Here is a 24,147-nt window from a genome sequence, read left to right as displayed (position 1 = left end):
GGATGACCGACCTCACCCCTCAGACGCGCCTGGAGCGGGCCAAGGAGGCCTCGCGGGAGACCGCCGCTCTCACCAGCGACGACAAGGCGCGGGCGCTGGAAGCCGTCGCCGTCGCCCTCGAGGCGAACGCCGCCCGGATCATCGAGGCCAACGAGCGCGACGTCGCGCGCGGGCGTGACGACGGCATCGGCGAGTCCCTCATCGACCGGCTCCGCCTCGACGAGAAGCGGGTGTCGGCTCTCGCCGCCGCCGTCCGCCAGGTGGCCGCGCTGCCCGATCCCGTCGGCCGGGTGGTGGGTGGCCATCGGATGCCCAACGGCGTGGCTCTCGAGCAGGTACGCGTCCCGTTCGGGGTGGTCGGCGCGATCTACGAGGCGCGTCCCAACGTGACCGTCGACATCGCGGCGCTCGCGCTGCGATCCGGCAACGCCGTGGTCCTGCGCGGAGGCAGCGCCGCGCGCGACTCGAACACGGTGCTCGTCGACGTGATGCGCGCCGCCCTCGGTACGGCGGGCGTGACGCCGGAGGCGATCCAGACCGTCGACGACTTCGGGCGCGACGGGGCGAAGGCGCTCATGCACGGCCGCGGCTTCATCGACGTGCTCGTGCCGCGCGGCAGCGCCGGTCTCATCGAGACCGTCGTGACGGAGTCGACCGTGCCGGTCATCGAGACGGGCGCGGGGAACGTGCACATCCTGCTCGACGAGAGCGCCCCCGACGACTGGGCCTGCGACATCGTCGTGAACGCCAAGGTGCAGCGGCCGAGCGTGTGCAACGCGGTCGAGACGGTCCTCGTGCACCGGCAGGCCGCCCCGCGGCTGATCCCCCTCGTCGCGAGCGCGCTCATGAGCGAGGGTGTGGCAATCCACGGCGACGATGTCGTGGCGGGCCTCGTCGCCAACGTGATCCCGGCCACGGAGGAGGACTGGGCCACCGAGTACCTCAGCCTCGACGTCGCCATGAAGGTGGTCGACAGCCTCGACGACGCTCTCGACCACATCCGCCGATACAGCACGGGTCACACGGAGTCGATCATCACCACCGACGCGCGCAACGCGGAACGCTTCCTGGGCGAAGTCGACTCCGCGGTCGTGATGGCAAACGCCTCGACCCGATTCACCGACGGGGCCGAGTTCGGCTTCGGCGCTGAGGTCGGGATCTCGACGCAGAAGCTGCACACGCGCGGCCCGATGGGGCTCTCCGAACTGACCAGTACGAAGTGGCTCGCGCGTGGGGCAGGTCAGACGCGCGGGTGAGGGCTAGACTGGGGGACGCTGTATCCCCACAGGACCCCCGAGACAGCACGCCACGAACGGAGTCAGGATGAACCTCGTCGCACAGATCGCGATGGCCGCCGCAGAGACCGAGCACCACGGCAACGTGGCCCTCGAAACGGTGATCTTCGGAGTCATCGCCGCGATCGTGTTCGCCGCGCTCGGTCTTGTGACGCTGTCGTACAAGAATGTCGCGAACCGCCACTCGGCGAAGGCCGAGGCCTGGGCGGCGAAGCACGGCAAGGAACACGAGGCGGGACACGGCCACTAGGCCCTCATGAGCACCGCGACCACGCGCGCACCGCGCATCGGCGTGATGGGCGGCACCTTCGATCCGATCCATCACGGCCACCTGGTCGCCGCCAGCGAGGTCGCGCACTCGTTCGATCTCGACGAGGTGGTGTTCGTCCCGACCGGTCGTCCGTGGCAGAAGGCCGACGTGACGCCCAGCGAGCACCGCTACCTGATGACCGTGATCGCCACGGCGTCCAATCCGCAGTTCACGGTCAGCAGGGTCGACATCGACCGCGCGGGACCGACGTACACGATCGACACCCTGCGGGATCTCAAGGCTCAGCGTCCGGACGCCGAGCTGTTCTTCATCAGCGGTGCTGATGCCGTGGCGCAAATTCTCAGTTGGAGAGACCATGATGAACTGTGGGAGTTGGCCCACTTCGTCGCGGTCTCCCGCCCAGGACACGTTCTGAGCATCGACGGCCTCCCGAGCGACGACGTCAGCCAGCTCGAGGTGCCGGCGCTGTCGATCTCGTCGACGGACTGCCGTGAGCGCGTCCGTGACGATCAACCGGTCTGGTACCTCGTCCCCGACGGGGTCGTCCAGTACATCGCGAAGCATCATCTGTATCGGAGCAAGGCATGAGCACATCGGATCAGCGAGGTCCGCTGACGCGGAAGCAGCTGCGGGAGATCCGGTTGACGGGATCCACCCCGATCATCAGCGAGGAAGAGGCCAAAGCCGCCGCGGAGTCCGCTCCTCCCGCCCAGCCGCTGCCCCGCGCCGCCGAGCCCGTCGTCGTCCCCCCGGCGCCGGTCGCCGAAGGCCCGGTCGAGCCCGGTGCCGCTCCGCTGACCCGCCGCCAGGCGCGGGAGCAGGAGAAGATCAAGACCGCCTCGGTCCCGGCTCACGGCACGGAGGATCACGCCGCGCACGATGTCGCGGCGGATCAGCAGCCGGCGGCACCGACGGAGGAGGACGACGCCGTCGATGACGAGGTCGCCGCGGAGCCCGTCAGCGCCGCCGACGTCGCCGACACCGTCGGCACGGTGCCCCTCGTCGAAGACGAGGGCCCGCAGACGGAGTCGGCCCCGTCGGATCTGTCGGAGGTCCTCGGTGTCCCCGCGGAGGACGAGGCCTCGGACGAGGATCTCCTCGAGGAGGAGGGCGACGACGACATCGAGCCGGGCGAGCGCCCGACCGTGAGCCCCACGTTCGGGGAGGGCGTGCTCCAGGAGGACGCGCCCGCCGAGCCCGCGCCGTTCCGTCCCTCATTTGACGAGCTGCTCACCTCGAACGACTCCGGGGGCACCCAGCACTCGGCACCGAACGCCCTGATCTTCACGCCGTCAGCCGGTGAGGGGTCGCTGTCCGGGCCGGTGGCTTCCACGGGCGAGATCCTCGTCACGGGGTCCTACGAACTGCCCAAGGGGCTCGGTTCGCAGGGGCACGCTCACGGCACCACGGACGGCAAAGAGGTCGACGCCGTCCTCATCGACGGGGAGCTCCCGCCCGCGTCGTCCCCGACTCCGATCGCGGCGAGCTCCGCGGTCAGCACCATCAAGCCCGCCGGCGAGGTGATCCGTCCGCCGGCACCCGAGAAGGGCAACCGGCTGATGCTGATCGCCGCCATCGTCGCGGGCGCCCTCGCGCTGGGCCTGGGCACGGCCCTGGTCATCGCCTTCACAGGAAACGTCTTCTGATGCAATCACCCGAAACCGCCGAAGAGATGCTGCGCATCGCCGCCGACGCCGCCGTGGCCAAGGGCGGTGAGGACCTCGTCGCGCTGAACGTCTCCGAGCCGCTTCCGCTCGTCGACATCTTCCTCCTCGTGACCGGCAACAGCGAGCGGAACGTCGCCGCGATCGCCGACGAGATCGAAGACCGTCTCGTCGAGTCCGGTCACAAGCGCGTGCGCCGGGAGGGGCGTGCCGAGGCGCGCTGGGTGCTGCTGGACTTCGGCGACCTCATCGTCCACGTCTTCCACCAGGAGGAGCGGGTCTACTACGGCCTGGAGCGTCTGTGGAAGGACTGCCCGGTCATCCCGCTCGAGGTCGCCGAAACGTCGGCCGACAACGCCTGACATGGCCACGCACCTGCTGACCGGTGCGGGGTCGGGCATCGGCGCGGTCCTCGCCCGACGGCTCGTGGAGCGCGGCGACGACGTCGTGGTGCTCGCGCGCGACGCGGGACGGGCGCGACAGATCGCCGAGGAGCTGCCGGGGGTCTCGACCCTGGTCGGTGACCTCGCCCAGCCGGGACGCCTGTCGTGGGCGCTCTCGAAGCAGAGCCTGCCGGATCGCATCGACTCCCTGGTGCACGCGGCAGGCGTCGTCGATCTCGGAACGGTGGGGGAGCTCACCCCGGCGCTCTGGGACCAGCAGCTCGCCGTCAATCTCGTCGCTCCGGCGGAGCTCACCCGGCTCCTGCTTCCCGTGCTCCGGGTCTCGCGGGGGCATGTCGTGTTCGTGAACTCCGGCGCCGGGCTTCGGGCGAGCCCGGGGTGGTCGGCCTACGCGGCCTCGAAGCACGGCCTGCGGGCTCTCGCCGACGCGCTCCGGCAGGAGGAGGCCGAGCACGGTCTCCGCGTGACCTCGGTGTATCCGGGGCGGACGGCGACGCCCATGCAGGAGCGGGTGCACCGGCAGGAAGGTCAGGAGTACGACGCGGCGCGGTTCATCACACCGGAGGCGGTGGCGACGACGATCCTCACCGCGCTCGACCTGCCGCGGGACGCCCACCTGACGGATCTCACGGTGCGTCCCCAGGGCTGAAAAGGCCGATCCCCCCATTCTCCTGCATCTCGTCGCGAAGGTGTCAAGGCCCTTCCCTTCCCCGGCGGGGTATCGGAGGCTCGTCATCAGAGAGTCCTGGAGGGCCGACTGATGTCAGAAGTTCCTGATCCCCGTTTCGTGCTTCACCGCATCACGCCGTCGGAGTGGGTGATCAACGATCTGCGCTATCCCCCGAACGACCCGCGTCATGTCGTCGCCTGCGTGTACGAGCTCGCCGACACCGAGGTCGAGGTGACGTGGCTGCGCGATCTTCCGCTCGCGATCCGATACGGCACGGCGTTCGAGGTGCTGGAGGAGGTCGAGCGGATGCAGGGGGCGAGCCGGGCCACACGGCCCATCTCCATCCCGCACCGTCCGCCGCTGCTGGCCACCTAGTCCGCTCGGCACGACAGATGGGCGCCCCTCGCCGAGGTGGCGCCCATCATCGCTGTCGGAGTCAGTCGCCTTCGCCGGTGGTCGCGGCGCGGTCGGCCTCCGCGCTGTCGATCCGTGCGTCGTCGATGTCCTCGTCGAGCACCTCGTCGCCGTCGACTTCGCGCGTCGGGACGTCTTCCTCGTCGCCGTCCGCGATCGGCGGGAGAGGTGGGATCGGGGGAGTCGTGTTGGACATGTCGTCTCCTTTCGTCGGACGCCCTCTGTCTACGCGCGCTCGCGTCTGCGGGGGAGGTGGTTGACGGGGCATGCCGGCGGCCGCTAGGAGGTCACGCAGCATCAGGTGATCGGGCCACAGCAGGCAGGTCGTCCCCGAGCGCGGGCCTTACGGCGTCAACGCCTGATGCGGTGCCTCGGCAACCGACCCGGGTACGCAAAAACCCCCGGCGGACCGAGGGTTTTTCGTGGACCTGAGGGGACTCGAACCCCTGACCCCCTGCATGGCTTGCGTGCAGTCTGGTCTTTTCTGGTTGTTGTTGATCTGCGATGGACTTTAGCAACTGCCGTGGCTTCGGTGTCGGCAACAGTCGGGTTGGTTACCGTTAGTTGCTGCTGTTTAGCGTGAGTAAGTCGGGACTTCTCCGGTGTCTGGCTGGCGTGGATCCTCGCCAGTAGCCGCCGGGTTCACGCTCTCCGAGGGCATGAAGGCCGGTGACCGCGACACCGCGGCGGCCGCGTACAACATCCCGAAGAACGAGCTCGCCAAAGGCACCCGCATCGGACTCCGCGTCACCAACACCGGTGACGTACCCCTGAAGGACGTTGCCCTCACGGACAAGACCCACCAGGGCGCGTCCGGGTCCGTGACGGGCATCATCTGCACCGTCGACGGCAAGACCGTCGCCGGTGACAAGATCGGGAACCTCGCGGTCGGCGAGTTCGTCGACTGCAAGGGCACCCTCACCGGTGTGAAGGACGGCAAGACGCACGCGGACACCGCGACCGCGTCCGGCAAGTCCATCTACTCCGGCAAGAAGGTCACCGACGAGGGCCCGTGGTTCGCGAAGACTCCGGCCGTGGCCGGGTCCGGAGCGTCCCTCGCGGCGACGGGTGGTGCCGTCGGCGGTGCCGTCGCCCTCGGCGCCGGCCTTATCGCGCTCCTCGGTGCAGCTGTCGCGACGTTCACGCGTCGCCGCAGCAGACCTCCTCGCGGAGCTGACACCCCCAGGAAGCGGGTGGTGCGTCAGGTCACACCTGGTGCATCACCCGCTTTCGCGTCGGGCACGTGCCAGGGAGCGAGCACGGTTCCGCCGCTCCGGGTGTCCGGGGGGCGAGGACGTGACGCTGACGGGGGGCTTATCCCCAGTTAAAGGAGGTCGGGAGAAAGCGGGCGGTGACGGCACGCGGGGAGGCGCCAGATGTTGCGGCGGTCAGCCAATGCCATGCGGTGCCGCCTGACCGGGCCTCGCGCGGAGTGCGAGGCTCCGATCCTGGTCGCTTCCAATGAGAGCGCGACCGCGTTCGATTCCGAGTCGGTCGGCGAAACGGACGATGAGGACGGTGTAGCCCACGACGCCGATGGTGGAGATCAGTAGTCCGGGGAGTCCGAGGACGCCGTCGCTGAGATCGATGCCCATCGCGTTGAGCAGCATCACGAGGATGTTGTTGACGACGTGGAGAGCGATGGCAGCTTCCAGGCCGCCAGTGCGCCAGGTGAGCCAGGCGGCGGCGACGGCGAAGACGGTCACGTCGAGCATGCCCCAGAGGTCGTAGTAATGCCCGAAGGTGAACAGCGGGATGGGGAGGAGGATGGCAAAGACGGGGCGGCGGAGCCAGGCACCGACGAGCTGCATGAGGTAGCCGCGGAAGACATACTCTTCCGCCATTGCTTGGAACGGGATCAACACGATTACGAGAACGCTCAGCAACCAGACGTTCGGATGGGTGAAGTCGACGCGGGTAGGCGCGCCCATGGCCAGCCGGAGCCCCAGAGCGGCCAACAACACGATGGGGAGGACGCTCGCGGCGATGATGACGCTCACCCCGAGCCATCTCATGCGCAGCCGGCCGGTGACGGACGACAGGTACCCGACGCCGCGGCCCTGAACGAGCCTGGAGGCGAAGAAGAGCGCCGGAAGCATCAGAATAATCGGCACGACCGTGATGACCAGAATCATCGGGTTCTCCGGGTCGGCGATCCGCGTCGTGGCGGGCATCTCCGAGACCTCCCCATCCGAGCCCAGGGTGGAGCCGACCTGCATCTCTGCAGCGATGAAGGCGGCGATGAGGAGAGCAAAGACAGTGATTCCGAGGATCCCAGTGACGAGAGGGCTCCACCACCGATAACCAGGGCGCAGGCGCGCCAGTCGATGAAACGCCATGAGTGGCTCTTCCGGGGCGCCGGCCGAGTGGTTCTGGCCATCGGTGCTTTTCGTCATGCTTCCTCCTGGGCGAACCAAGTCGCCGCACTATGCTGATGATGCGTAACACGTTAGCTCCGAGTCTACGGGTTTTCCAAGTTGGAAAGTATTCGATGTTGCTGTTATGTTTCCGGCATGGAAAGAGAATCGCTGGGGAACGGGGACCACGACGACCGTCAGGGTCGAGACATCGATCCGAATGCGCTGCTTCTGCTGGGGACTCGGGCCGCATCCCGGGCATTGCAACATGTGGTGTCGCCGTGGTGGGTGTACGTGCTCACCGCCGTCATCTGGGGGGCGGCCTTCTCCGTGGTCTTTGCAACGAAGGCGTTCTGGGTCATCGCGCTGGCCTTGGCGGCTATCGCCCCGGTTGTGACATGGCTGAAGACACGGGTGACGGGAGTGAAGATCTCGGACCGGATGCAGTTGAGCGCGGTTCGCGGTTCCACGGTGGGGTGGCTGGTGGCTGCGATCGGTGTCTACCTAGTGCTGCTGATGCTTGGGACCGTCTGGAGCGAATTCTATGGCTGGGGTTGGGCCCAGTGGGTGCTCGGCGCACTGGTGGGGCCCGTGTGGGCGTTCGCCGAATGGCGCATCGACGTCGGAATCCGCAAGACGCTTTTGGAGGCCGCATGATCGATACGGACGAGGTGATTCATTCGCCGAATCGCCTCCAGATCTGCGCCTACCTCAACTCGGCGGAACAGGCGGAGTTCGCCGTGCTCCGCGATCTGCTGGGAGTCGCGGACTCCGTTGCGAGCAAACACCTCACGGTGCTAAAAGAAGCCGGATACGTGAGCGTGTCGAAGGCCCGAGGCGTCGGACGGCCGCGCACGTGGGTGCGGATTACCGATGAGGGCCGCGCCGCATATTCGCGTCATGTCGCGGCGCTGCACAAGATCATCGGAACACCCCCGCCCGACGGGTCCACCCAGGAGCAGGACCATCCCTCACCGCCTGAGTGACCAATGGTCGCCCTGTCTTCCTCGCAGGAGATGGGACCAGCCATCCAGAAACTGAAATTATAGTCATTACCGTCTTTCGAAAGAGGTCTCAGGTTGCGTTCCATCGGTCTTCCTGCCGGAGTAGTGCTCATGTTGAGTGCGGTCACGGCATCCCTCACTGGATGTAGCGTCAATGCTGCGTCGGTTGTCAGTTCATGCCATGGCGACATCTGCACGGTGAACCTCAAGGGTGCTCCTGCAGAAATCGAGATTGACGGAGGGCCTGTTATCCGCCTTCTGCAGAGCGATCGAGCCGAGTCTCGCTTCGCCCTCGACGCCCTCGTGGTGTCATGCAGACAAGGCGAGACTGTAGTAGCCGGCCTGTACAACGCCATCTGCACTCGGGTATCACAGGATGAACTGACCCTTGAAGTCAGCGAACGAGCACGCGTTTCGGGCACACACTTCGGTCATCGCTAGGAGCCAGCCCGTGGGCGGTGCAGGTGGCGTCGTCGCAGCGTCGTCCTTCGCCGTTCCGAGCCCTGGTGCTGTTACTGGTGTTCCTGCTCGCCCCGGGGTGGAATGCTGACCCCGGCGGCTGTTGTGTTTCGGTCGTGTGACGGGACATTCACGAACGTGACCTCGTGAGGCCGTGCCGAGGTACCGCTGGAGTGAGCCGCGCCGCCTTCGTCATGTCACGGCGCCTGCGCAAGATCATCGGAACGCCCCGCCCGAAGCATATAGCGATATTCTCGCCCTATGGTCGAAACGAGTGATTCTGCACATCGGAATACTGCACATCAGAATATTGCACGGTTGACCAAAAGGTTAGGATGGACAGCATTCTTCGGAATCGTGATAATTCCCATCCTTGTGGCGGTGGTATTCTCTAACGCTGGCCCCAGCGAGGAGCCAATCGCATTCGTGAGAATGGCTTTCGCGCAAGTGGCTGCGGCAGTGTGCAGTTTTTGCGCTGCCGCTGGGGTACTGTTCTACGCCTGGTCTGAGAAATTGCCGCGCTCAATAGTCGCGACATACGCGGTGATCCTGATAGCTGTGGCATCCGCAGCGATTACGACACTGTCGGGGTTGGCGGAGCGTCTCATCCTTAGCGTGGCCTCATAGCAGGGTGCGCGAGTGGGGCGGCCAGAGCCCCCCAGATTCTCGAGGCCGCATCGCACGGCGCAAGTCGCCGGTGAGGATACACTGGCAGCTCAGCATGCTCAGCACGTGGGCGCTCGTTGCTTTTCGTCCGAGATGGTTAGAACTCGTCGAAAAATCGTGAGTAAGTCGTGAGCGGCCTCGAAACGGTGCTCCTCAGAAACGCAAAAACCCCTGGATCACCAGGGGTTTTTCGTGGACCTGAGGGGACTCGAACCCCTGACCCCCTGCATGCCATGCAGGTGCGCTACCAGCTGCGCCACAGGCCCAGACGCTGCTCCGGGAACCCCGGGCAACGTGAAAACACTACTACACGATTCGGCATCCGCACCAATCGGGGCGGGCCGCCCGGGCGCGTCGTGGAGCCCGGAACATCCATCCACGCCCGAGCGTTCGATCCATCGTGGACATCCTCGACAGCCTCGTAATCGGTGCCGGCCAGGCCGGACTGTCCGCGTCGTTCCATCTGCGGCGTCGGGGAGTGGAGCACCTCGTCGTAGACGCCGACGAGCGGGCCGGAGGAGCATGGCAGCACCGGTGGGACGCCCTCACGATGCGTGACGTACACGGGGTGGCCGAGCTTCCCGGTGACACCCCGCCGCCTCGAGACGTGCGTCGGGCGAACGTCGTGGTGCCCGCGTACTTCGCCGCCTACGAGGAGGCGCACGACCTTCCGGTGCTGCGGCCGGTCCACGTCCGTCGGGTTCGCGACGACGCGGGTGTTCTCCTCGTCGAGGCGGAGGAGGGGGAGTGGCGCACCCGCACCCTCGTCAATGCGACCGGCACCTGGACGCAGCCTTTCGTCCCGCACTACCCGGGGATGGAGACGTTCCTCGGGGAGCAGTTCCACACCGTCGACTACCCGGGCCCGGAGCACTTCCGCGGCAAGCGGGTGCTGGTCGTCGGCGGCGGTGCGTCCGCCGTGCAGTTCCTCGGTGCCCTCGCCCCTCTCACCGAGACCCTGTGGGTCACCCGACGCCCGCCCGTCTGGCGCGACGACGACTTCACGCCGGAGGCCGGTGCCGCCGCCGTCGCGCTCGTCGAGAAGCGGGTGGCGGCCGGGCTGCCCCCGGAGAGCGTGGTCAGTGTCACGGGTCTCATGCTGCGCCCCCAGGAACGGGAAGCGGAGCGCCTCGGCGCGTATGCCGACCGTCGCCCGCTCTTCCAACGCATCGAACCCGACGGCGTGCGCTGGGCCGACGGATCGTTCGAGCGGGTGGACGTGATCCTGTGGGCGACGGGGTTCCGGCCGGCCATCGGCCACCTCGCCCCGCTCCACCTGCGCAGTGCCGCGGGTGGGATCCAGCTCGACCGCGGCGGCCGCGGTACGACGGCGGTGGCCGACCCCCGGGTGCAGCTCGTCGGGTACGGCCCCTCCGCGAGCACCATCGGCGCGAACAGGGCGGGGCGGGCCGCTGCGGCCGGTGTCGTCCGGGCGCTCGCGAAGACGGGAGCCGTGGTCTCGTCCTGACCGTTTCGTCGTCCGGCGCGTCCTGTGGATACGCTGGGAGGCATGCTGCGCATCATCCTGACCGTCGTCTGGCTGCTGCTCTCCGCGTGGCTCGTGGTGTGGGTGGGGGAAGGCCTGTTCGGCGTGAACCAGCGGGAGTCGATCCTCCCCTTCGCGAGCGGTGACGGCCTGGGCGGACCGATCGTGATCGGCGTCGCCTGGGGCCTGCTGCTCACCTTCGGCGGATCGATGTCGGGTCTGGCGCGGCGCAAGAAGGTCCGCGGGCCGACGCAGATCGGCGTCGGCGCCGTCGTCGAGATGTCGCGCACCGGCGTGACCGTGAACGACGTGCCCCAGTACGACCTGTTCATCCGGGTCAGTCCCAGCGTCGGCGACGACTTCATCGGACAGCTGCGCATGCTGCTCGACGCCGGTGACGTCGGAGCGCTGCAGGTGGGGCAGCCCGTCCCGGTCCGCTACAACGTCGACGACCCCGACACGGTCGAGCTCGCCGACCTCAGCGACCCGAGCGTCCGAGAGGCGATGCTGCAGTGGCGCATCGACCGGGGCCTCATCGACCCGTCCCAGGTCCGCGCGCGTACGACGGGGACCCAGGTGCCCGCGTCCGTCGTCGAGGTGCGTCCGACCGGACGGCGCCGTGAGGGGCAGAGCGAGCTTGCGCTGAAGGTGCTCGTGGCCCCCGAGGGAGCAGAGCCGTGGGAGGCCGACACCACCGTGTTCGTCTACCCGCAGGCCGTGTCGCGCCTGCAGGTAGGGGCACCGATCTGGGCGTTCTACCGGCGGGAGGACCCGCGCACGGTCGCCGTCACCCTCGAGAAGGAGGCGGCACGATGAACCCCCTCGACACGCTGATGTGGCTGGTGAACTTCCCCGCCGCGCACGGCTATGCGATGGTCTTCATCGCGGCGTTCTCGATCCTCGGGCTGTTCGCGGTCTCCGCGCGAGGCACGACCGGAGGCGGCTCGCTGCGGGCTGTCCGTGAGCGGGAAGGCCTTGTTCCGGCGGGCACGCGATCCAGGGGGAACATCGGCGGCTCCGTGGTCCGCGTGTTCTTCCGCGTCCTGGCCTTCGTGATGCTCGGTTCCCTCATCATCGGGATCCTGAGCCTGACCGGTGTCCCGGTGACCCGCGCGTACATCTTCGAGAACGGTCGTCCCACGACGGGTACGGTCGACGGGGACTGGGTGACGTTCACGGCGGCCGACGGCACCGAGTACACGCTGGAGAGCGACTTCTTCACCCCCGCCGTGTACCCGGACCGTGACGCGTGGATCCCGACCGGGACGCCCGTCGTCGTGCGGTACCTCCCCTCGCATCCGCAGGCCTTCGTCATCGACACTTCGCAGACCCCGGGCTGACGTCAGTCGAGGCGCGTAGGGTGAAGACATGTCGCGCATCCTCGTCTTCGGCGGCCACGGCCGCATCGCCCTGCTGCTCGCCCCGCTCCTCGTCGCCCGCGGTCACGAGGTCACCGGGGTGATCCGGAACCCCGATCACGTGACGGAGGTGGAGAACGGCGGCGCGATCGCGCTCGTCGCCGACATCGAGACCATGGACATCGACGCCCTCACCGAGATCCTCCGCGGACACGATGCCGTGGTGTGGTCGGCGGGTGCCGGAGGCGGGAGCCCGGAGCGTACGTACGCGGTCGACCGCGACGCGGCGGAGCGGACCATGGACGCGGCGGAGCGCGCGGGCGTGCGACGCTACGTCATGGTGTCGTGGATCGGCTCCACGGCCGATCACGGCGTGCCGGAGGGCGACTCCTTCTTCCCGTACGCCGACGCGAAGTGGGCCGCAGACGAGCACTTGCGCGCTTCCGACCTCGACGGGACGATCCTCGGCCCCGGCACGCTGACCTTCGATGACCCGACCGGTCGCATCCGCATCGATCCGGAGGGGCGCGGCGAGGTCTCCCGCGCCGACGTCGCGGCGGTGATCGTCGCGACCCTGGAGGACCCGGGCACGATCGGGCGCACGATCCGCTTCGGCAACGGCGACGAGGAGACCTCGGTGCCGATCGTCGAGGCGCTCGCGCGCTGAGGGCGATGAAGCGGAGTCGGTCACTCGGGCGCCGGGCACGGCGAGGTGCCGGCGCCGCGCTCGTCCTGGTCGCCCTTGCCGGTGGCGCCTCGCTGTCGGCCGTCGCGCAGTCCAGCGCCGAGTCCGCTGAGGCGGTATCGGTGCAGGCCGCAGAGCCCGGCGCGGTCCGAGAGCAGGCCGCCGCTCTCGTCGCGGACATGAGCACCGCGGAGCAGGCGTCATCCATCGTGATGGGACATATCGGCGGGACCGATCCGGCGGCGCTGCGTGCCTACATGCAGTCGGGGCTCGGCGGATTCATCCTCATGGGCGGGAACATCCCGGCCACGGAGGAAGAGCTCCGCACACTGACGGCGGCGCTGACCGTCGACCCCGCCCTCCCGCCGTTGATCGCCGTGGACCAGGAGGGCGGCATCGTCTCGCGCCTGCCCTGGGACACCTTCCCGGCGTCGACGACCCTGAAGAGCCGTCCGGTCGCCGAGACCTCGGCAGCCTTCGCGGCCCGCGGCGCGCTCGTCGCCCGCGCGGGGATCACCGTCGACTTCGGCACGGTCGCCGATGTCCCTGCCGACCCCGGCTCGTTCATCTTCGGGCGGGCCCTCGGCACCGATCCGGAGAGTGCCGCCGACCGCACCGTGGCGGCGACCACGGCCCAGGAGCACTTCGTCGCGTCCACGCTCAAGCACTTCCCCGGGCACGGAGCGGCGCCGGGCGACTCCCATCACGTGATCCCGAGCACCGGCATGACGAAGGCCGCCTGGCGTGAGACGGACGCCGTCCCGTTCGCCGCCGGTATCGACGCCGGTGCCTCGGTGCTCATGTACGGCCATCTCGTGTACACCGCCGTGGACTCCCGACCGGCGTCGCTCTCCGCGGAGTGGCATCGCATCGCGCGGGAGGAGCTCGGCTTCGACGGCGTGGCCGTGACGGACGACCTCGGCATGCTGCTGTCCTCGGGGGACCCGGCGTACGCCGACCCCGTCGCGAACGGTGTCGCCGCAGTCGCGGCCGGCAACGACCTCGTGCTCATGATCGCGGGGTCCACCGCCCAGACCGCGACCGACATGGCCGCGGGGATTACCGCGGCGGTCGACGCCGGGACGCTGCCCGCCGAGCGTCTGGAGGACGCGGCGACCCGGGTGCTCACCCTGCGTCTGCAGCTCGCCGCAGCGTCGTCGTCGTGGGCCGTCTGCGGGGACTGCGCCGCCGGCTGACGCTCAGGCGGCGGCGCGCTCGTCCGGGCCGAGCCAGGCGGTGAGGAGGGAGGCGCGGAGGGCGGCGCCACGGTCCGCGAAACCACGCTGGCGCCGGACGTACTCGGCCTTGCCCTCCGGCGTCTCGATGCGTACCGGTTCGACGTCCCACGCCGACAGGTCGTACGGGGCGGCCTGCATGTCGAGCAGCCGGATGTCGCGCGCCAGCTCGAACGCGTCCAGCAGCAGCTCTCCGGGAACGAGCGGGCCGAGCTTCATCGCCCACTTGTACAGGTCCATGCCGGCGTGCAGGCAGCCGGGCTGTTCGAGGAGGGGCTGATCCTCTCTCGTCAACGCCGCCCGGTTGCGAGGCACCGCCTCCGGAGTGAAGAACCGGAAGGCGTCGAAGTGCGTGCAGCGGAGATCGTGTGACTCCACCACGGCATCCGTGCCCGCCTGCCCCAGCCGGAGGGGGACGGCATGCCGATGCTCTGCGGCGCGGTAGACCATCGCCCATTCGTGCAGACCGAAGCAGCCGAACTGCCCGGGACGGGAACCCGTGCGGCGCAGCATGAGGGCGACGAGGCGAGCGAGCTCGGGCTTCTCGGCGGCGAAGCGCTCGGCATCCGGCGTCACGCCGTCGGGGGTGACCCCGGGGGCGTACCAGCGCCATGCCACCCGCTCGGACGCGTCCGCCAGCTCCACACCCGCTCCGGGGTGCCAGCGGCGCAGCTGCGCGGGCTTGTAGCCGTAGTAGGTGAAGAGGAAGTCCCACACCGGGTGCTTCTCGCCGCGCGCCACACGGTCTCGGTGCGAGGCGGTCAGCGCGTCGGCTCGTTCCCGATGCGCGTCCTCGCGCCGAAGCCAGTCGTCACGGGTGAGGATCATGTCAGTGCAGGATGCCGGCGTCGCCGAGCTGGTCGCGCAGGCCCGCGCCGTCCTCGGCGCTCACCCACGGCACCTCGTCCGCGTCATGGGATTCCATCTCGGCACGGCCGCCGGCGAGCACCGCCTCGGCAGGCAGCAGCCGCCGGATCGCGACACCCGCGACCGAATCCGGGTGCTCCTCCTGGAACTGCGTGTAGATCGCCTCGTCATGCTGACCGTCGTCGCCGATCAGGAGCCACTTGACGTCGGGGAACTCGGTGGCCAGTCGCCGGAGGTTCGTGAGCTTGTGGTCGCGCCCGCTGCGGAACCAGCGATCGTGCGTGGGGCCCCAGTCGGTCAGCAGCAGCGAGCCGGCGGGGAAGAGGTGACGACCGAGGAACCGCGACAGCGTGGGGGCGACGTTCCAGGCGCCGGTGGAGAGGTAGACCATCGGAGCCCCCGGGTGCTGCCGGAGCAGCTGGTCGAGCAGCACGGCCATCCCCGGGACCGGGATGCGGGCGTGCTCGTCGACGACGAACGAGTTCCAGAAGGCGATGAAGGGCCGGGGGAGCGCCGTGACCATGACCGTGTCGTCGACGTCGGAGACGACGCCGAACCGGGTGCTCTCCGCGACGACGAAGGCCCGCGCCTCGATCGGCTCCTGTCCCTCGACGGTGATCGTGAAGGTCTGCCAGCCGGGTTCGAGGTCGGCGCGGATGACGGTGTCGATGACGCCGCCGCGGTCGGCGACCACCCGATGCGTGCTGTCGCCGACATGCACGTCGACCGAGGCGAAACCCACGGGGATGCCGACGAAGCTGCGCCAGCCGCGGATGCTCGCCGGTTCCCCGTCGCGGCCTCGGCGCTGCGGCGGGACGATCAGCACGCGACCGAGAACACGGACCCACCCGGGGCCGCCGTAGCCCGGGAAGGGCAGCACGGTGGCGCTCCGGCCGCGGCGGCGCGCTCGTCCCTCGCGCCACACGTGCAGGCGGTGCTCGAGACGGGCGAACCAGTGGATCCTGGGCGCCGGGGGTGCGGGGGCCATTGCCTCAGTCTTTCATGTCGGCGTCGGACTCCGCCGCCGGGGCCTCCAGATGACGAGCTTCGAGACGGTGCAGCAGCCGCTTGCCCAGGTAGGCGAGCACGAGGAACAGGGCGATGACTCCGACGAAGAGGTAGCCCGCGAAGTGCACGCGGTCAACGAGCTCGCGGAAGCTCCCGGCCGCCAGCGAGGTGACGCTCACGTACGCCGAGGCCCAGATGATGCAGGCCGGGGTCGTCCAGGCCAGGAAGCGCCGGTAGGGGTACTCGCTCATCCCCACCGTGAGGGGGACGAGGGAATGGAGGACCGGGAGGAAGCGGGAGAGGAAGATGGCGATGCCGCCGCGTCGGGCCAGGTAGTTCTCCGCGCGCACCCAGTTGTGCTCGCCGATCCGCCGTCCGAGCCAGGAGGCACGGATGTAGGGGCCCAGCCAGCGGCCGAGCCAGAAGCCGATGCTCTCGCCGATGAGGGCGCCGACGACGACGGCCACGCCCATCGCGATGCCCTCGAGGGGAGTGGCGACCCCCATCGAGGCGATGATGACGATCGTGTCGCCGGGGACGACGAGGCCGATGAGGATGCTCGTCTCCAGCATGACGGCGAGACCTGCGACCAGCGTGCGCGTGACCGGATCGATCGACTGCACGGTGTCGAGGAGCCAGAGCAGGAGGTCGTCCACCCCATGAGGATACGGGAGCAGCCGGGTCCTAGGCTGGAAAGGTGCCCGACCGCCTGACCCCCCGAGCCCTGCCGTCCTGGGTGGCGCCGGAGCGGCTTTTCGCGGTGCTCGCGCAGCGGCACGCGGACGTGTTCTGGCTCGATGCGGGCGCTGACGCCGCCGAGGGATGGAGCTTCCTCGGCACCGGGGTGGCGGAGCCGCTTCCGGAGGACGTGCGCCTGGATGCCGGGTCCGTCGAGGCCGGGATGCCGCCGTTCCGCGGGGGATGGGTGGGCTGGCGTGATTACGAGAGCGGAGCCGCCCGCGCGGGAGCTCCGGTCGCCACCGAGCCGGAGCCGGAAGCCCGGACGTGGCTGCGCGTGACCACGGCCGTAGCGGTCGATCACGCCGCGCACCGCCTGTGGTTGCTGGCCGCGGAGGAGGAGAGCGGTGAGGGGGAGCGCTGGCTGCAGTCCGTTCTGCGCGACGCCGGCTCCGAGGCGCCGACGCCGCGGGTGCTGGAGGACCGACACGTCGCCGAGGCCCGCCACACTCCCGCCGCGTACGAGCAGCTCATCGACCGCTGCCGCGACCTCATCCACGCCGGGATCGCCTACCAGCTCTGCCTCACGACGCGGTTCACCGTGCCCGGGGTCCACGACCCCGTCGCGGTGTACGGGCGGCTCCGGGCGGCGACGCCGGCGCACCACGGGGGATTCCTGCGCATCGGGGGACGTGCGCTCCTCAGTGCCAGCCCTGAGCAGTTCCTCCACGCCGGCGGTGGCGTCATCCGCACCCGTCCCATCAAGGGCACGCGTCCTCGGGGCGCCGATGCCGCGACCGATGCCGCGCTCGCCGCAGAACTCGCCGCGGATCCGAAGGAGCGGGCCGAGAACGTCATGATCGTCGACCTCATGCGCAACGACCTCTCCCGGGTCTGCGTTCCGGGGTCGATCCGCGTCGAAGGCCTCTGGGAAGTCGAGACCTATCCGGCCGTGCATCAACTCGTGAGCACGGTCAGCGGCACGGCCGCGGAGGGGATCACGGTCGGGGCGCTGCTGGAGGCGGCGTTCCCCGCCGGAAGCATGACCGGAGCACCGAAGCTGTCGGCGATGACGCAGCTGCACGACCTCGAGGGCGCCCCTCGCGGCGTCTACGCCGGCTGCTTCGGCTACATCGGCGTCGACGGTGCTCTCGATCTCGCGATGGTCATCCGCAGCATCGTCGTGGACGAGGAGGCGGCGTTCGTCGGCGCCGGTGGCGGGATCACGTGGGGATCGGTGCCCGCGGCCGAGGTGCGTGAGGTCGCCACGAAGGCCCGCGCCCCGCTCGCGGCGCTGGGCGCGGAAATGCCCGCCACCTGGCGTTCCGATATCCTGAACTGATCCCGTTTTTCCCTTCAGATTGGTCGTGCGTTCGTTGTCCGAGAACATGTCCACCGCTCCCGTCGACGAGGAGTTCTCCTCGCCGCACGCCATCCAGGCCAAGTGGCAGAAGTACTGGGCGGAGCACGAGACGTTCCTCACGGGCGGAGACGACGACACCCGGCCGCGGCGCTATGTGCTGGCCATGTTCCCGTACCCCTCCGGCGACCTGCATATGGGGCACGCGGAGAACTACCTCTACTCCGACATCGTCGCCCGCTTCTGGCGTCACCGGGGCCACAACGTCTTGAACCCGATCGGGTGGGACTCCTTCGGGCTGCCGGCGGAGAACGCCGCGATCCGCCAGGGTGCTGACCCGCGCGAGTGGACGTACCAGAACATCGCGCAGCAGAAGGTGGGCTTCCAGCAGTACGGCGTCTCCTTCGACTGGAGCCGGGTGCTGCACACGTCCGACCCCGAGTACTACCGCTGGAACCAGTGGCTGTTCCTGAAGATGTACGAGCGGGGCCTGGCGTACCGGAAGAAGAGCCCGGTCAACTGGTGCCCGAACGACCAGACCGTGCTGGCCAACGAGCAGGTCGTGGACGGGCGCTGCGAGCGCTGCGGCTACGAGGTCGTCAAGAAGAAGCTCACCCAGTGGTACTTCCGCATCACCGACTACGCGGACCGCCTGCTGGACGACCTGAACCAGCTCGAGGGGTTCTGGCCGCACAAGGTGCTGCAGATGCAGCGCAACTGGATCGGCCGCTCCGTCGGCGCCGACGTCGACTTCCGCATCGAGGGGCGCGAGGAGCCGGTGACGGTGTTCTCGACGCGCCCCGACACCCTGCACGGTGCGACGTTCTTCGTCGTGGCGCCCGACGGCGACCTGGCCGCCGAGATCGCCGCGGAGGCCGAGCCCGAGGTGCGCGAGCGCTTCCAGGCCTACCTGGCCGAGGTGCAGAAGACCACCGACATCGATCGGCAGTCCACCGACCGTCCCAAGACGGGCGTGTTCCTGGGCCGCTACGCGATCAACCCGGTCAACGGCGAGAAGCTGCCGATCTGGGCGGCCGACTACGTGCTGGCCGACTACGGGCACGGCGCCGTCATGGCGGTCCCGGCGCACGACCAGCGCGACCTCGACTTCGCACGCGCGTTCGACCTGCCGGTCAAGGTCGTCGTCGACACCACCGCTCCGGTCACCGGTGCCATGCCGGTCATCGAGGTGGACGAGGACGGCGTCCCGATCGATGCGGACGCCGCGCTCGACGAGCAGAACCCGGCGAAGACCGGCGTCGCGCTCACCGGCGAGGGGCGCATGATCAACTCCGGTCCGCTGAACGGACTGTCGAAGCGCAACGCTATCGCGCGCGCCATCGAGCAGCTGGAGGCCACGGGGACGGGTCGGGCGGCGAAGAACTACCGCCTGCGCGACTGGCTGATCTCGCGTCAGCGGTTCTGGGGGACCCCGATCCCGATGCTCCACACCGAGGACGGCCGTATCGTCCCGGTGCCGGAGGACCGGCTGCCGGTCAAGCTGCCGAGCGTCGAGGGCCTCGACCTCAAGCCGAAGGGGACGTCCCCGCTGGGCGGCGCCGAGAGCTGGGTGCGGACGACTGACCCGGAGACCGGCGACCCGGTGCTGCGCGATCCGGACACGATGGACACCTTCGTCGACAGCTCCTGGTACTTCCTCCGGTTCCTGTCGCCGAACAGCGACACGGTGGCGTTCGACCCCGCCCAGGCGGCGCGCTGGGCCCCGGTGGACTCGTACATCGGCGGTGTCGAGCACGCGATCCTGCACCTGCTGTACGCACGCTTCATCACGAAGGTGCTCTTCGACATGGGGCTGATCGACTTCACCGAGCCGTTCTCCAACCTGATCAACCAGGGCATGGTGCTGCTCGACGGACAGAAGATGTCGAAGAGCAAGGGCAATCTGGTGCTGTTCCAGGAGGAGCTCGACGCCCACGGTGCCGACGCGCTCCGCGTCGGTCTGGCCTTCGCCGGTCCGGTGGAGGACGACAAGGACTGGGCGGACGTGTCGACCACCGGTGCGCAGAAGTTCCTCGCGCGCGCCCTGCGGATCGCGCACGAGGTCGCCAGCCCCGTCGACGTCGTCTTCGACGGAGGCGACGCGGCGCTGCGCCGTGCGACGCATAAGCTGCTCGCCGAGGCGCCCGCGCTGGTCGAGCAGACGAAGTTCAACGTGCTCGTCGCCCGTCTGATGGAGCTCGTCAACGTGACCCGCAAGACGATCGACGGCGCTGCCGGTGCTGCCGACCCCGCCGTCCGTGAGGCGGCGGAGACCATCGCCGTCATGCTCGACCTCATCGCCCCGCACACCGCGGAGGAGATGTGGGAGATCCTGGGACACGAGCCGTCCGTCGGACTCGTGTCGTGGCGCTCCGCCGATCCGGCGCTGCTCGTCGAGGACACCGTCACCGCGGTCGTGCAGATCGGCGGCAAGGTGCGCGCGCAGCTCGAGGTGCCGGCACGCATCGGCGAGGCCGAGCTCGAGGCGCTGGCGCGAGCCGATGAGCGGGTCATCCGGTCGATCGGCGATCGCGAGATCGTCAAGGTCGTCGTGCGAGCCCCGAAGATCGTCAGCATCGTCGTCAAGGGCTGAGCCACGGGGGTGCTCCGCGGTTCCGTGGACCCGGACGCGAAGGGATGATGTCGCGTTCACGTCGCGACCGGGAACGGCTGTCCTCCACGACGAGTCCCTTCTGAGTGTCTTTCCACGGGCACTGGCTTCGGGGGCGGGAAGGGGCGGAGCGGGCGCATAGTGTGACCGGATGACCTCGTCCCCGCCTCCACCTCCTCCGCCTCGTCGGGGGCTCCGCCTCGGCCTCGGTGCGGCGGTCGTGCTGGCGATCGTCGCGCTCTCCACGGCCGTCGGCCTCGGGCTGGTGCGCGGCCAACCGTCGTCCGTCGATGCGGTCCCGCTCGCGGAGAGCTCGGCGTCGGTCGAGCCCGAGCCCGCGCCCGCGGAGATCTACGTGCATGTGCTCGGGGCGGTCGAGCGCCCGGGCCTGTACGTCCTGCGCGCCGACTCCCGGGTCGTCGACGCTCTCGCGGCCGCGGGCGGGTCGACGGATGCCGCCGACCTCGCGGGGGTCAACCTCGCCCGACGGGTCGAGGACGGGGAGCAGATCCTCGTGCCGGTCGTGGGTGCCGTCGCCGACCCCTCGTCCGGGCCTCCCGGCGACGGTACCGTCGATCTCAACACGGCGGATCAGACGGCTCTGGAACAGCTTCCGGGAATCGGGCCGGCGCTGGCCGAGCGCATCGTCGCGTGGCGCGAGGAGAATGGTCGCTTCCGCACGGTGGACGACCTCCTGGCGGTACCGGGGATCGGGGAGAAGGTCTTGGAGGGGCTGCGAGACGGGGTGCGCGTGTGAGCAGTTCCTCTCGCTGGGGATCGCAGGTCGGCGGCGGTGGTCGCGGCGGGCGGAGCGGGCATCGGCGCGACTCTAGCTTGATCGGATGCAGGAGCTGCCGCGTTCGTCCCCGGGCTCCGAGCGGGGGATCGGCGTGACGCGTGATCTGCGCCTGCTCCCGGTGGCGGTCGGTGCCTGGGGTGTGGCCCTGGTCTGCGTGTTCATGCCGGGAGCGGCGGGGTGGGTGGCGGGTGGATGCCTGGCGGCCGCGGGGATCATCGGCGCCGCGCTCGCGATCCGGCGCCGCGCAGTCGCGACGATCGGGGGACTGGCCATCGTGGTTCTCGCGACGGCGGCGGCCGTGGCGTTCACCGTGTTCGCACAGTCCGCGGACCGTGACGCCGTGCACGCGTGGGGAGGCAGAGCCGTCGAAGCGGTCGGTGAAGTCTCGTCGTCGGCGTCCGTGGGACGCGATGGGCGTCTGTGGATGGACGTGCAGCTGCGGGGCATCGGTGCGCCCGGGGCCGTGGCGCCGGCGGTCGGTCCAGTGCGCATCGGCATCGAGGAAGCGGAGGGGTTCGTCCTCGGTGCGCAGGTTCGGGTGACCGGAGAGAGTGCGGAAACGGATGCGGGGGAGCGGGCGGCCCTCGTCGTCTTCGTCACCGCGGGAGCGGTGGAACGGTCTGCACCGGGCGTCTTCGGATTCGCTGCTGACCTCCGCCGGTCGTTCGTCGAGCGCGCCACCCGACTCCCGGAGCCCGGTGCGGGCCTCCTTCCCGGGCTGGCCGTGGGCGACACGACCGCTGTGCCTGCCGCAGTCGACGCCGACATGCGCACGAGCGGCCTCAGCCACCTCACCGCCGTATCCGGAGACATCGGTCGTTTGAGAGGTGGGTAATGGCTGGCTGCTATTTTCGCGCGCCTTCAGCCAAGGAGAGCCACCGCTCTCGACTTCTCGCGGGAGCCGATGGCGGCGTTCAAGGGCGGCGTAAACGATGACGGCTCAATCAGCGCTGGACGCGAGTGGATCCGTCGTGTTCACCTGATCCGCACCGCCGCCAGGCTCCGCGGTTTGCCGACGTTATTATCGCGTGGGGGCGTTTCAAAATGGAGGGCAGAGGTCGAGGACGCGGAAAGCGTTCTCCCGGCGTGATGACGCGGGTCGGCGCCGTCGCAGCGCAGAGCCTTTTTAGGGCGGAGGACGCCGCCCTAAAGACCGATTACCCGTGCCTTCATCGCCGTGGCCTGTTCCGCCGTGATTGCGCCTGAACGTTCGAGGGCCACAATGCGCTCAATCTGACTGGTGAGGTCGGCATCGTCGCTCGGTGATGGCGTCGCCGGGGGCGACGAAGAGACCTGCGACGAGCGAGCGTCTCGCTCCATCCCGTCCGCGATCGCATTGATCCGCTGAGCGATCGATCGAGCAGACCCAACGCTCTGAACCGGGATGTTCATTGAGAAAGTCCACTCGCGGGAGCCGACGTGGAACTCGGCTTGTCGAGTATCCGTCTTCTCCTTCTTTCCGAACGCCAACGCGGGAAGGAGGGCGGTGCCCGGAAGCACCGACCCGATGAGACCTGCTGTCATCGATGGGCGTGACGTGACCTGGACCTGGCCGTCCAGGAACACCTGCGCCTGCGTGAACGCGTCGATCGGGCGCGCCTCCGCACCCCGATGAACGCGGTCGTCGAACACCGTGAGTTTCGGGGAGAAGTTCGCGGAGACGACGATCCCGACCATAGTGGGGACGTGTGCTCCCATTGATCGGCGCAATTCGTTCAGCTGACTAGTCGCCAACTCGACGCCACCCTTGATCTTCTGGGATTTGGACCACACCAATAGCGCATGCGACATCGCGACTTCTGCGGAGCGATCGCCGCTCTCTATGACTGTTCCGATCGTTTCTACTCTTCGAGACAGTGCCCTTCGGAATACGTCCTCTACAGCTGCCGTCTTCTCGGCGCGCGTCACTTTACCTGTCGAGAGGGTCCGGCCTGTGGCTGTCTCGAACTCCCGTGCAAGGCGTTCTACAACGAGGGGGGATTGAGCAGTCAACTTGGATGGCACACCAATGAGCATCGCTTTGCGGCCCTCGCGGATGCGGATTCCGGTGGTCAAGACTTCAAGCGTCGAAAGGTCATCCCACGGCACGACCCGCGGCTTATCGCCGACGAGCCCGCGGCCGAGCCAAGTGGTCCCCTCGAGGTGTATACCCTCGGGGCGAATATCGATGATCACGCCGGATGCGGCGAACGGGAAGAGTGCAGCCTCTGGTTGAGGTTCTACAAGCGCCTCCATCGTCGTCGGCTGGTCGATGGGACCTGTGTCGATCCTGCTTGGAGATGTGACCTGTCGGTGCTGATCAAGCCACTGCGTGCCGTCCCAGTACGTTTCCCAAGCCGGTCCATTCGCATACCAGCCCGCTGCAGCTCCACCCACGATGCTCCCCTTCGAGACCGCCCCAATGACGGCATCCCACAGCGAGAACTTACTACTTCAGCGGTCGCCTCCGCTCAAGATTGCCACCCAGATCGTCGTGTGAAAGGACGTCGTCGACCGATCTGGAACGGCAGACAGAGAGGTACCCCGTGGTACGAGGTAGCGGATGGACGGCAGATGGGCACGATCCGGTCGAGACCGATACGCGCGCATGACCAGGGCAGCGGCGGACGAGCTTGAGCAAGTCGTCGAGTTATGACGTGGTTGGACAGGTCAATCGATGCACTATGCCCGATCTGACAGTTGTGGGCGCGCTGTACCGTCGTAGCGCGTGCAGATGATGCGGAAGGCGTGACGTGATGCGATAGAACTGGACGATGCAGACTGCGTCCGACTGGGCGACACTGGCCGCGTCCGTTTGAGTGGTGGTCTTTCGCTTCGTTGCGATGATCAGCTGTCGTTAGTTTAGGCGGCGGTGAT

At 68.6% G+C, this 24,147-nt stretch carries 25 protein-coding genes and 1 tRNA gene; 19 read left to right on the top strand and 7 right to left on the bottom strand.

Features of this window, described 5'->3' with window-relative positions; translation table 11 throughout:
• The first annotated feature begins 2 nt into the window (after positions 1–2).
• From CJ226_RS13835 to CJ226_RS13805, 7 genes are all read left to right on the top strand, one after another.
• A complete protein-coding gene (locus CJ226_RS13835) occupies positions 3–1,256 on the top strand; it encodes a glutamate-5-semialdehyde dehydrogenase (RefSeq protein WP_062634149.1) in 1,254 nt (417 codons plus the stop codon).
• 67 nt (positions 1,257–1,323) lie between these two features.
• Complete coding sequence (locus CJ226_RS13830) at positions 1,324–1,545, top strand: hypothetical protein (RefSeq protein WP_102209543.1); 222 nt, start codon at positions 1,324–1,326, stop codon at positions 1,543–1,545.
• A 6-nt stretch (positions 1,546–1,551) separates the two neighbouring features.
• Positions 1,552–2,154 carry a nicotinate-nucleotide adenylyltransferase gene (nadD, locus tag CJ226_RS13825; protein ID WP_029989831.1) on the top strand — a complete coding sequence of 201 codons (603 nt, stop codon included), beginning with the start codon at positions 1,552–1,554 and terminating at the stop codon, positions 2,152–2,154.
• Positions 2,151–3,212, top strand: a complete 1,062-nt coding sequence (locus CJ226_RS13820) for a hypothetical protein (RefSeq protein ID WP_102209542.1) — start codon at positions 2,151–2,153, stop codon at positions 3,210–3,212. Before nadD ends, CJ226_RS13820 begins: the two co-directional genes overlap by 4 nt.
• Positions 3,212–3,592, top strand: coding sequence for a ribosome silencing factor (gene rsfS / locus CJ226_RS13815; protein WP_062634155.1), 381 nt, complete (start codon positions 3,212–3,214; stop codon positions 3,590–3,592). The genes CJ226_RS13820 and rsfS overlap by 1 nt, the downstream gene beginning before the upstream one ends.
• 1 nt (position 3,593) lies before the next feature.
• Positions 3,594–4,283, top strand: a complete 690-nt coding sequence (locus CJ226_RS13810; RefSeq protein ID WP_102209541.1) for an SDR family oxidoreductase — start codon at positions 3,594–3,596, stop codon at positions 4,281–4,283.
• Between the two features lie 138 nt (positions 4,284–4,421).
• Positions 4,422–4,679, top strand: coding sequence for a hypothetical protein (locus tag CJ226_RS13805; RefSeq protein ID WP_231868195.1), 258 nt, complete (start codon positions 4,422–4,424; stop codon positions 4,677–4,679).
• Between the two features lie 61 nt (positions 4,680–4,740).
• On the opposite strand, the gene CJ226_RS18160 is transcribed toward CJ226_RS13805, so the two are convergent.
• Complete coding sequence (locus CJ226_RS18160; RefSeq protein WP_180964609.1) at positions 4,741–4,914, bottom strand: hypothetical protein; 174 nt, start codon at positions 4,912–4,914, stop codon at positions 4,741–4,743.
• A gap of 406 nt (positions 4,915–5,320) precedes the next feature.
• On the opposite strand from CJ226_RS18160, the gene CJ226_RS13800 reads away from it, so the two are divergent.
• A complete protein-coding gene (locus CJ226_RS13800) occupies positions 5,321–6,046 on the top strand; it encodes a hypothetical protein (RefSeq protein ID WP_146008247.1) in 726 nt (241 codons plus the stop codon).
• 60 nt (positions 6,047–6,106) lie between these two features.
• Here CJ226_RS13800 and CJ226_RS13795 read toward each other — a convergent pair whose 3' ends face one another.
• Positions 6,107–7,114: a CPBP family intramembrane glutamic endopeptidase gene (locus CJ226_RS13795; protein WP_102209539.1), complete on the bottom strand. Its 1,008-nt coding sequence runs from the start codon at positions 7,112–7,114 to the stop codon at positions 6,107–6,109.
• 117 nt (positions 7,115–7,231) lie between these two features.
• Between CJ226_RS13795 and CJ226_RS13790 the strand changes: the two genes are divergently transcribed.
• Complete coding sequence (locus CJ226_RS13790) at positions 7,232–7,732, top strand: hypothetical protein (RefSeq protein WP_102209538.1); 501 nt, start codon at positions 7,232–7,234, stop codon at positions 7,730–7,732.
• Positions 7,729–8,061, top strand: coding sequence for a transcriptional regulator (locus CJ226_RS13785; protein WP_102209537.1), 333 nt, complete (start codon positions 7,729–7,731; stop codon positions 8,059–8,061). The genes CJ226_RS13790 and CJ226_RS13785 overlap by 4 nt, the downstream gene beginning before the upstream one ends.
• A 1,336-nt stretch (positions 8,062–9,397) precedes the next feature.
• Here the strand turns inward: CJ226_RS13785 and CJ226_RS13780 are convergent.
• Positions 9,398–9,470 (bottom strand) — tRNA-Ala (locus CJ226_RS13780).
• A gap of 134 nt (positions 9,471–9,604) precedes the next feature.
• Between CJ226_RS13780 and CJ226_RS13775 the strand changes: the two genes are divergently transcribed.
• The 5 genes from CJ226_RS13775 to CJ226_RS13755 are packed head-to-tail and all read left to right on the top strand — an operon-like array spanning position 9,605 to position 13,929.
• Complete coding sequence (locus CJ226_RS13775; protein ID WP_102209536.1) at positions 9,605–10,672, top strand: NAD(P)/FAD-dependent oxidoreductase; 1,068 nt, start codon at positions 9,605–9,607, stop codon at positions 10,670–10,672.
• 42 nt (positions 10,673–10,714) lie between these two features.
• Positions 10,715–11,506 (top strand): hypothetical protein, encoded by a 792-nt coding sequence (locus CJ226_RS13770; RefSeq protein ID WP_102209535.1) that lies wholly within the window; start codon positions 10,715–10,717, stop codon positions 11,504–11,506.
• Positions 11,503–12,030 (top strand): hypothetical protein, encoded by a 528-nt coding sequence (locus CJ226_RS13765; RefSeq protein WP_102209534.1) that lies wholly within the window; start codon positions 11,503–11,505, stop codon positions 12,028–12,030. The genes CJ226_RS13770 and CJ226_RS13765 overlap by 4 nt, the downstream gene beginning before the upstream one ends.
• 28 nt (positions 12,031–12,058) lie before the next feature.
• Entirely contained in the window at positions 12,059–12,715 is a 657-nt protein-coding gene (locus tag CJ226_RS13760; protein ID WP_102209533.1) for an SDR family oxidoreductase, read from the top strand.
• Between the two features lie 5 nt (positions 12,716–12,720).
• Positions 12,721–13,929 carry a glycoside hydrolase family 3 N-terminal domain-containing protein gene (locus tag CJ226_RS13755; protein WP_180964608.1) on the top strand — a complete coding sequence of 403 codons (1,209 nt, stop codon included), beginning with the start codon at positions 12,721–12,723 and terminating at the stop codon, positions 13,927–13,929.
• 3 nt (positions 13,930–13,932) lie between these two features.
• Here CJ226_RS13755 and CJ226_RS13750 read toward each other — a convergent pair whose 3' ends face one another.
• Genes CJ226_RS13750 through CJ226_RS13740 form a run of 3 tightly spaced genes read right to left on the bottom strand, consistent with a single transcriptional unit; the run spans position 13,933 to position 16,499 of the window.
• Positions 13,933–14,796 carry a hypothetical protein gene (locus tag CJ226_RS13750; RefSeq protein WP_062634228.1) on the bottom strand — a complete coding sequence of 288 codons (864 nt, stop codon included), beginning with the start codon at positions 14,794–14,796 and terminating at the stop codon, positions 13,933–13,935.
• A gap of 1 nt (position 14,797) precedes the next feature.
• Complete coding sequence (locus tag CJ226_RS13745) at positions 14,798–15,823, bottom strand: App1 family protein (protein WP_062634229.1); 1,026 nt, start codon at positions 15,821–15,823, stop codon at positions 14,798–14,800.
• A gap of 4 nt (positions 15,824–15,827) precedes the next feature.
• Positions 15,828–16,499 carry a DedA family protein gene (locus CJ226_RS13740; RefSeq protein ID WP_102209532.1) on the bottom strand — a complete coding sequence of 224 codons (672 nt, stop codon included), beginning with the start codon at positions 16,497–16,499 and terminating at the stop codon, positions 15,828–15,830.
• A gap of 41 nt (positions 16,500–16,540) precedes the next feature.
• Here CJ226_RS13740 and CJ226_RS13735 point away from each other — a divergent pair, with 41 nt between their 5' ends.
• The 4 genes from CJ226_RS13735 (at position 16,541) to CJ226_RS13720 (ending at position 22,126) form a co-directional block, all read left to right on the top strand.
• Positions 16,541–17,863 carry an anthranilate synthase component I family protein gene (locus CJ226_RS13735; RefSeq protein WP_062634231.1) on the top strand — a complete coding sequence of 441 codons (1,323 nt, stop codon included), beginning with the start codon at positions 16,541–16,543 and terminating at the stop codon, positions 17,861–17,863.
• 46 nt (positions 17,864–17,909) lie between these two features.
• Positions 17,910–20,474 carry a leucine--tRNA ligase gene (leuS, locus tag CJ226_RS13730; protein WP_102209531.1) on the top strand — a complete coding sequence of 855 codons (2,565 nt, stop codon included), beginning with the start codon at positions 17,910–17,912 and terminating at the stop codon, positions 20,472–20,474.
• A gap of 169 nt (positions 20,475–20,643) precedes the next feature.
• Positions 20,644–21,249 carry a ComEA family DNA-binding protein gene (locus CJ226_RS13725; RefSeq protein WP_062634235.1) on the top strand — a complete coding sequence of 202 codons (606 nt, stop codon included), beginning with the start codon at positions 20,644–20,646 and terminating at the stop codon, positions 21,247–21,249.
• Positions 21,250–21,334: 85 nt separating this feature from the next.
• Positions 21,335–22,126, top strand: coding sequence for a hypothetical protein (locus CJ226_RS13720; protein WP_102209530.1), 792 nt, complete (start codon positions 21,335–21,337; stop codon positions 22,124–22,126).
• A 311-nt stretch (positions 22,127–22,437) separates the two neighbouring features.
• Here the strand turns inward: CJ226_RS13720 and CJ226_RS17855 are convergent, their stop codons facing one another.
• A complete protein-coding gene (locus CJ226_RS17855) occupies positions 22,438–23,667 on the bottom strand; it encodes a DUF2510 domain-containing protein (protein WP_146008246.1) in 1,230 nt (409 codons plus the stop codon).
• Positions 23,668–24,147: the final 480 nt, after the last annotated feature.

The organism is Microbacterium sp. UMB0228 (assembly GCF_002871415.1).
In the GTDB taxonomy this organism is placed as follows: Bacteria; Actinomycetota; Actinomycetes; order Actinomycetales; family Microbacteriaceae; genus Microbacterium.
This window is presented reverse-complemented; position numbering and strand designations above follow the sequence as displayed.

Excerpts from the sequence above, each read along its gene's own strand:
- CJ226_RS13835 (WP_062634149.1), top strand. The coding sequence starts at position 3 with ATGACCGACCTCACCCCTCAGACGCGCCTGGAGCGGGCCAAGGAGGCC.
- CJ226_RS13830 (WP_102209543.1), top strand. The coding sequence starts at position 1,324 with ATGAACCTCGTCGCACAGATCGCGATGGCCGCCGCAGAGACCGAGCAC.
- nadD (WP_029989831.1), top strand. The coding sequence starts at position 1,552 with ATGAGCACCGCGACCACGCGCGCACCGCGCATCGGCGTGATGGGCGGC.
- CJ226_RS13820 (WP_102209542.1), top strand. The coding sequence starts at position 2,151 with ATGAGCACATCGGATCAGCGAGGTCCGCTGACGCGGAAGCAGCTGCGG.
- rsfS (WP_062634155.1), top strand. The coding sequence starts at position 3,212 with ATGCAATCACCCGAAACCGCCGAAGAGATGCTGCGCATCGCCGCCGAC.
- CJ226_RS13810 (WP_102209541.1), top strand. The coding sequence starts at position 3,594 with ATGGCCACGCACCTGCTGACCGGTGCGGGGTCGGGCATCGGCGCGGTC.
- CJ226_RS18160 (WP_180964609.1), bottom strand. The coding sequence starts at position 4,914 with ATGTCCAACACGACTCCCCCGATCCCACCTCTCCCGCCGATCGCGGAC.
- CJ226_RS13795 (WP_102209539.1), bottom strand. The coding sequence starts at position 7,114 with ATGACGAAAAGCACCGATGGCCAGAACCACTCGGCCGGCGCCCCGGAA.
- CJ226_RS13790 (WP_102209538.1), top strand. The coding sequence starts at position 7,232 with ATGGAAAGAGAATCGCTGGGGAACGGGGACCACGACGACCGTCAGGGT.
- CJ226_RS13785 (WP_102209537.1), top strand. The coding sequence starts at position 7,729 with ATGATCGATACGGACGAGGTGATTCATTCGCCGAATCGCCTCCAGATC.
- CJ226_RS13770 (WP_102209535.1), top strand. The coding sequence starts at position 10,715 with ATGCTGCGCATCATCCTGACCGTCGTCTGGCTGCTGCTCTCCGCGTGG.
- CJ226_RS13765 (WP_102209534.1), top strand. The coding sequence starts at position 11,503 with ATGAACCCCCTCGACACGCTGATGTGGCTGGTGAACTTCCCCGCCGCG.
- CJ226_RS13760 (WP_102209533.1), top strand. The coding sequence starts at position 12,059 with ATGTCGCGCATCCTCGTCTTCGGCGGCCACGGCCGCATCGCCCTGCTG.
- CJ226_RS13755 (WP_180964608.1), top strand. The coding sequence starts at position 12,721 with ATGAAGCGGAGTCGGTCACTCGGGCGCCGGGCACGGCGAGGTGCCGGC.
- CJ226_RS13750 (WP_062634228.1), bottom strand. The coding sequence starts at position 14,796 with ATGATCCTCACCCGTGACGACTGGCTTCGGCGCGAGGACGCGCATCGG.
- CJ226_RS13745 (WP_062634229.1), bottom strand. The coding sequence starts at position 15,823 with ATGGCCCCCGCACCCCCGGCGCCCAGGATCCACTGGTTCGCCCGTCTC.
- leuS (WP_102209531.1), top strand. The coding sequence starts at position 17,910 with ATGTCCACCGCTCCCGTCGACGAGGAGTTCTCCTCGCCGCACGCCATC.
- CJ226_RS13725 (WP_062634235.1), top strand. The coding sequence starts at position 20,644 with ATGACCTCGTCCCCGCCTCCACCTCCTCCGCCTCGTCGGGGGCTCCGC.
- CJ226_RS13720 (WP_102209530.1), top strand. The coding sequence starts at position 21,335 with ATGCAGGAGCTGCCGCGTTCGTCCCCGGGCTCCGAGCGGGGGATCGGC.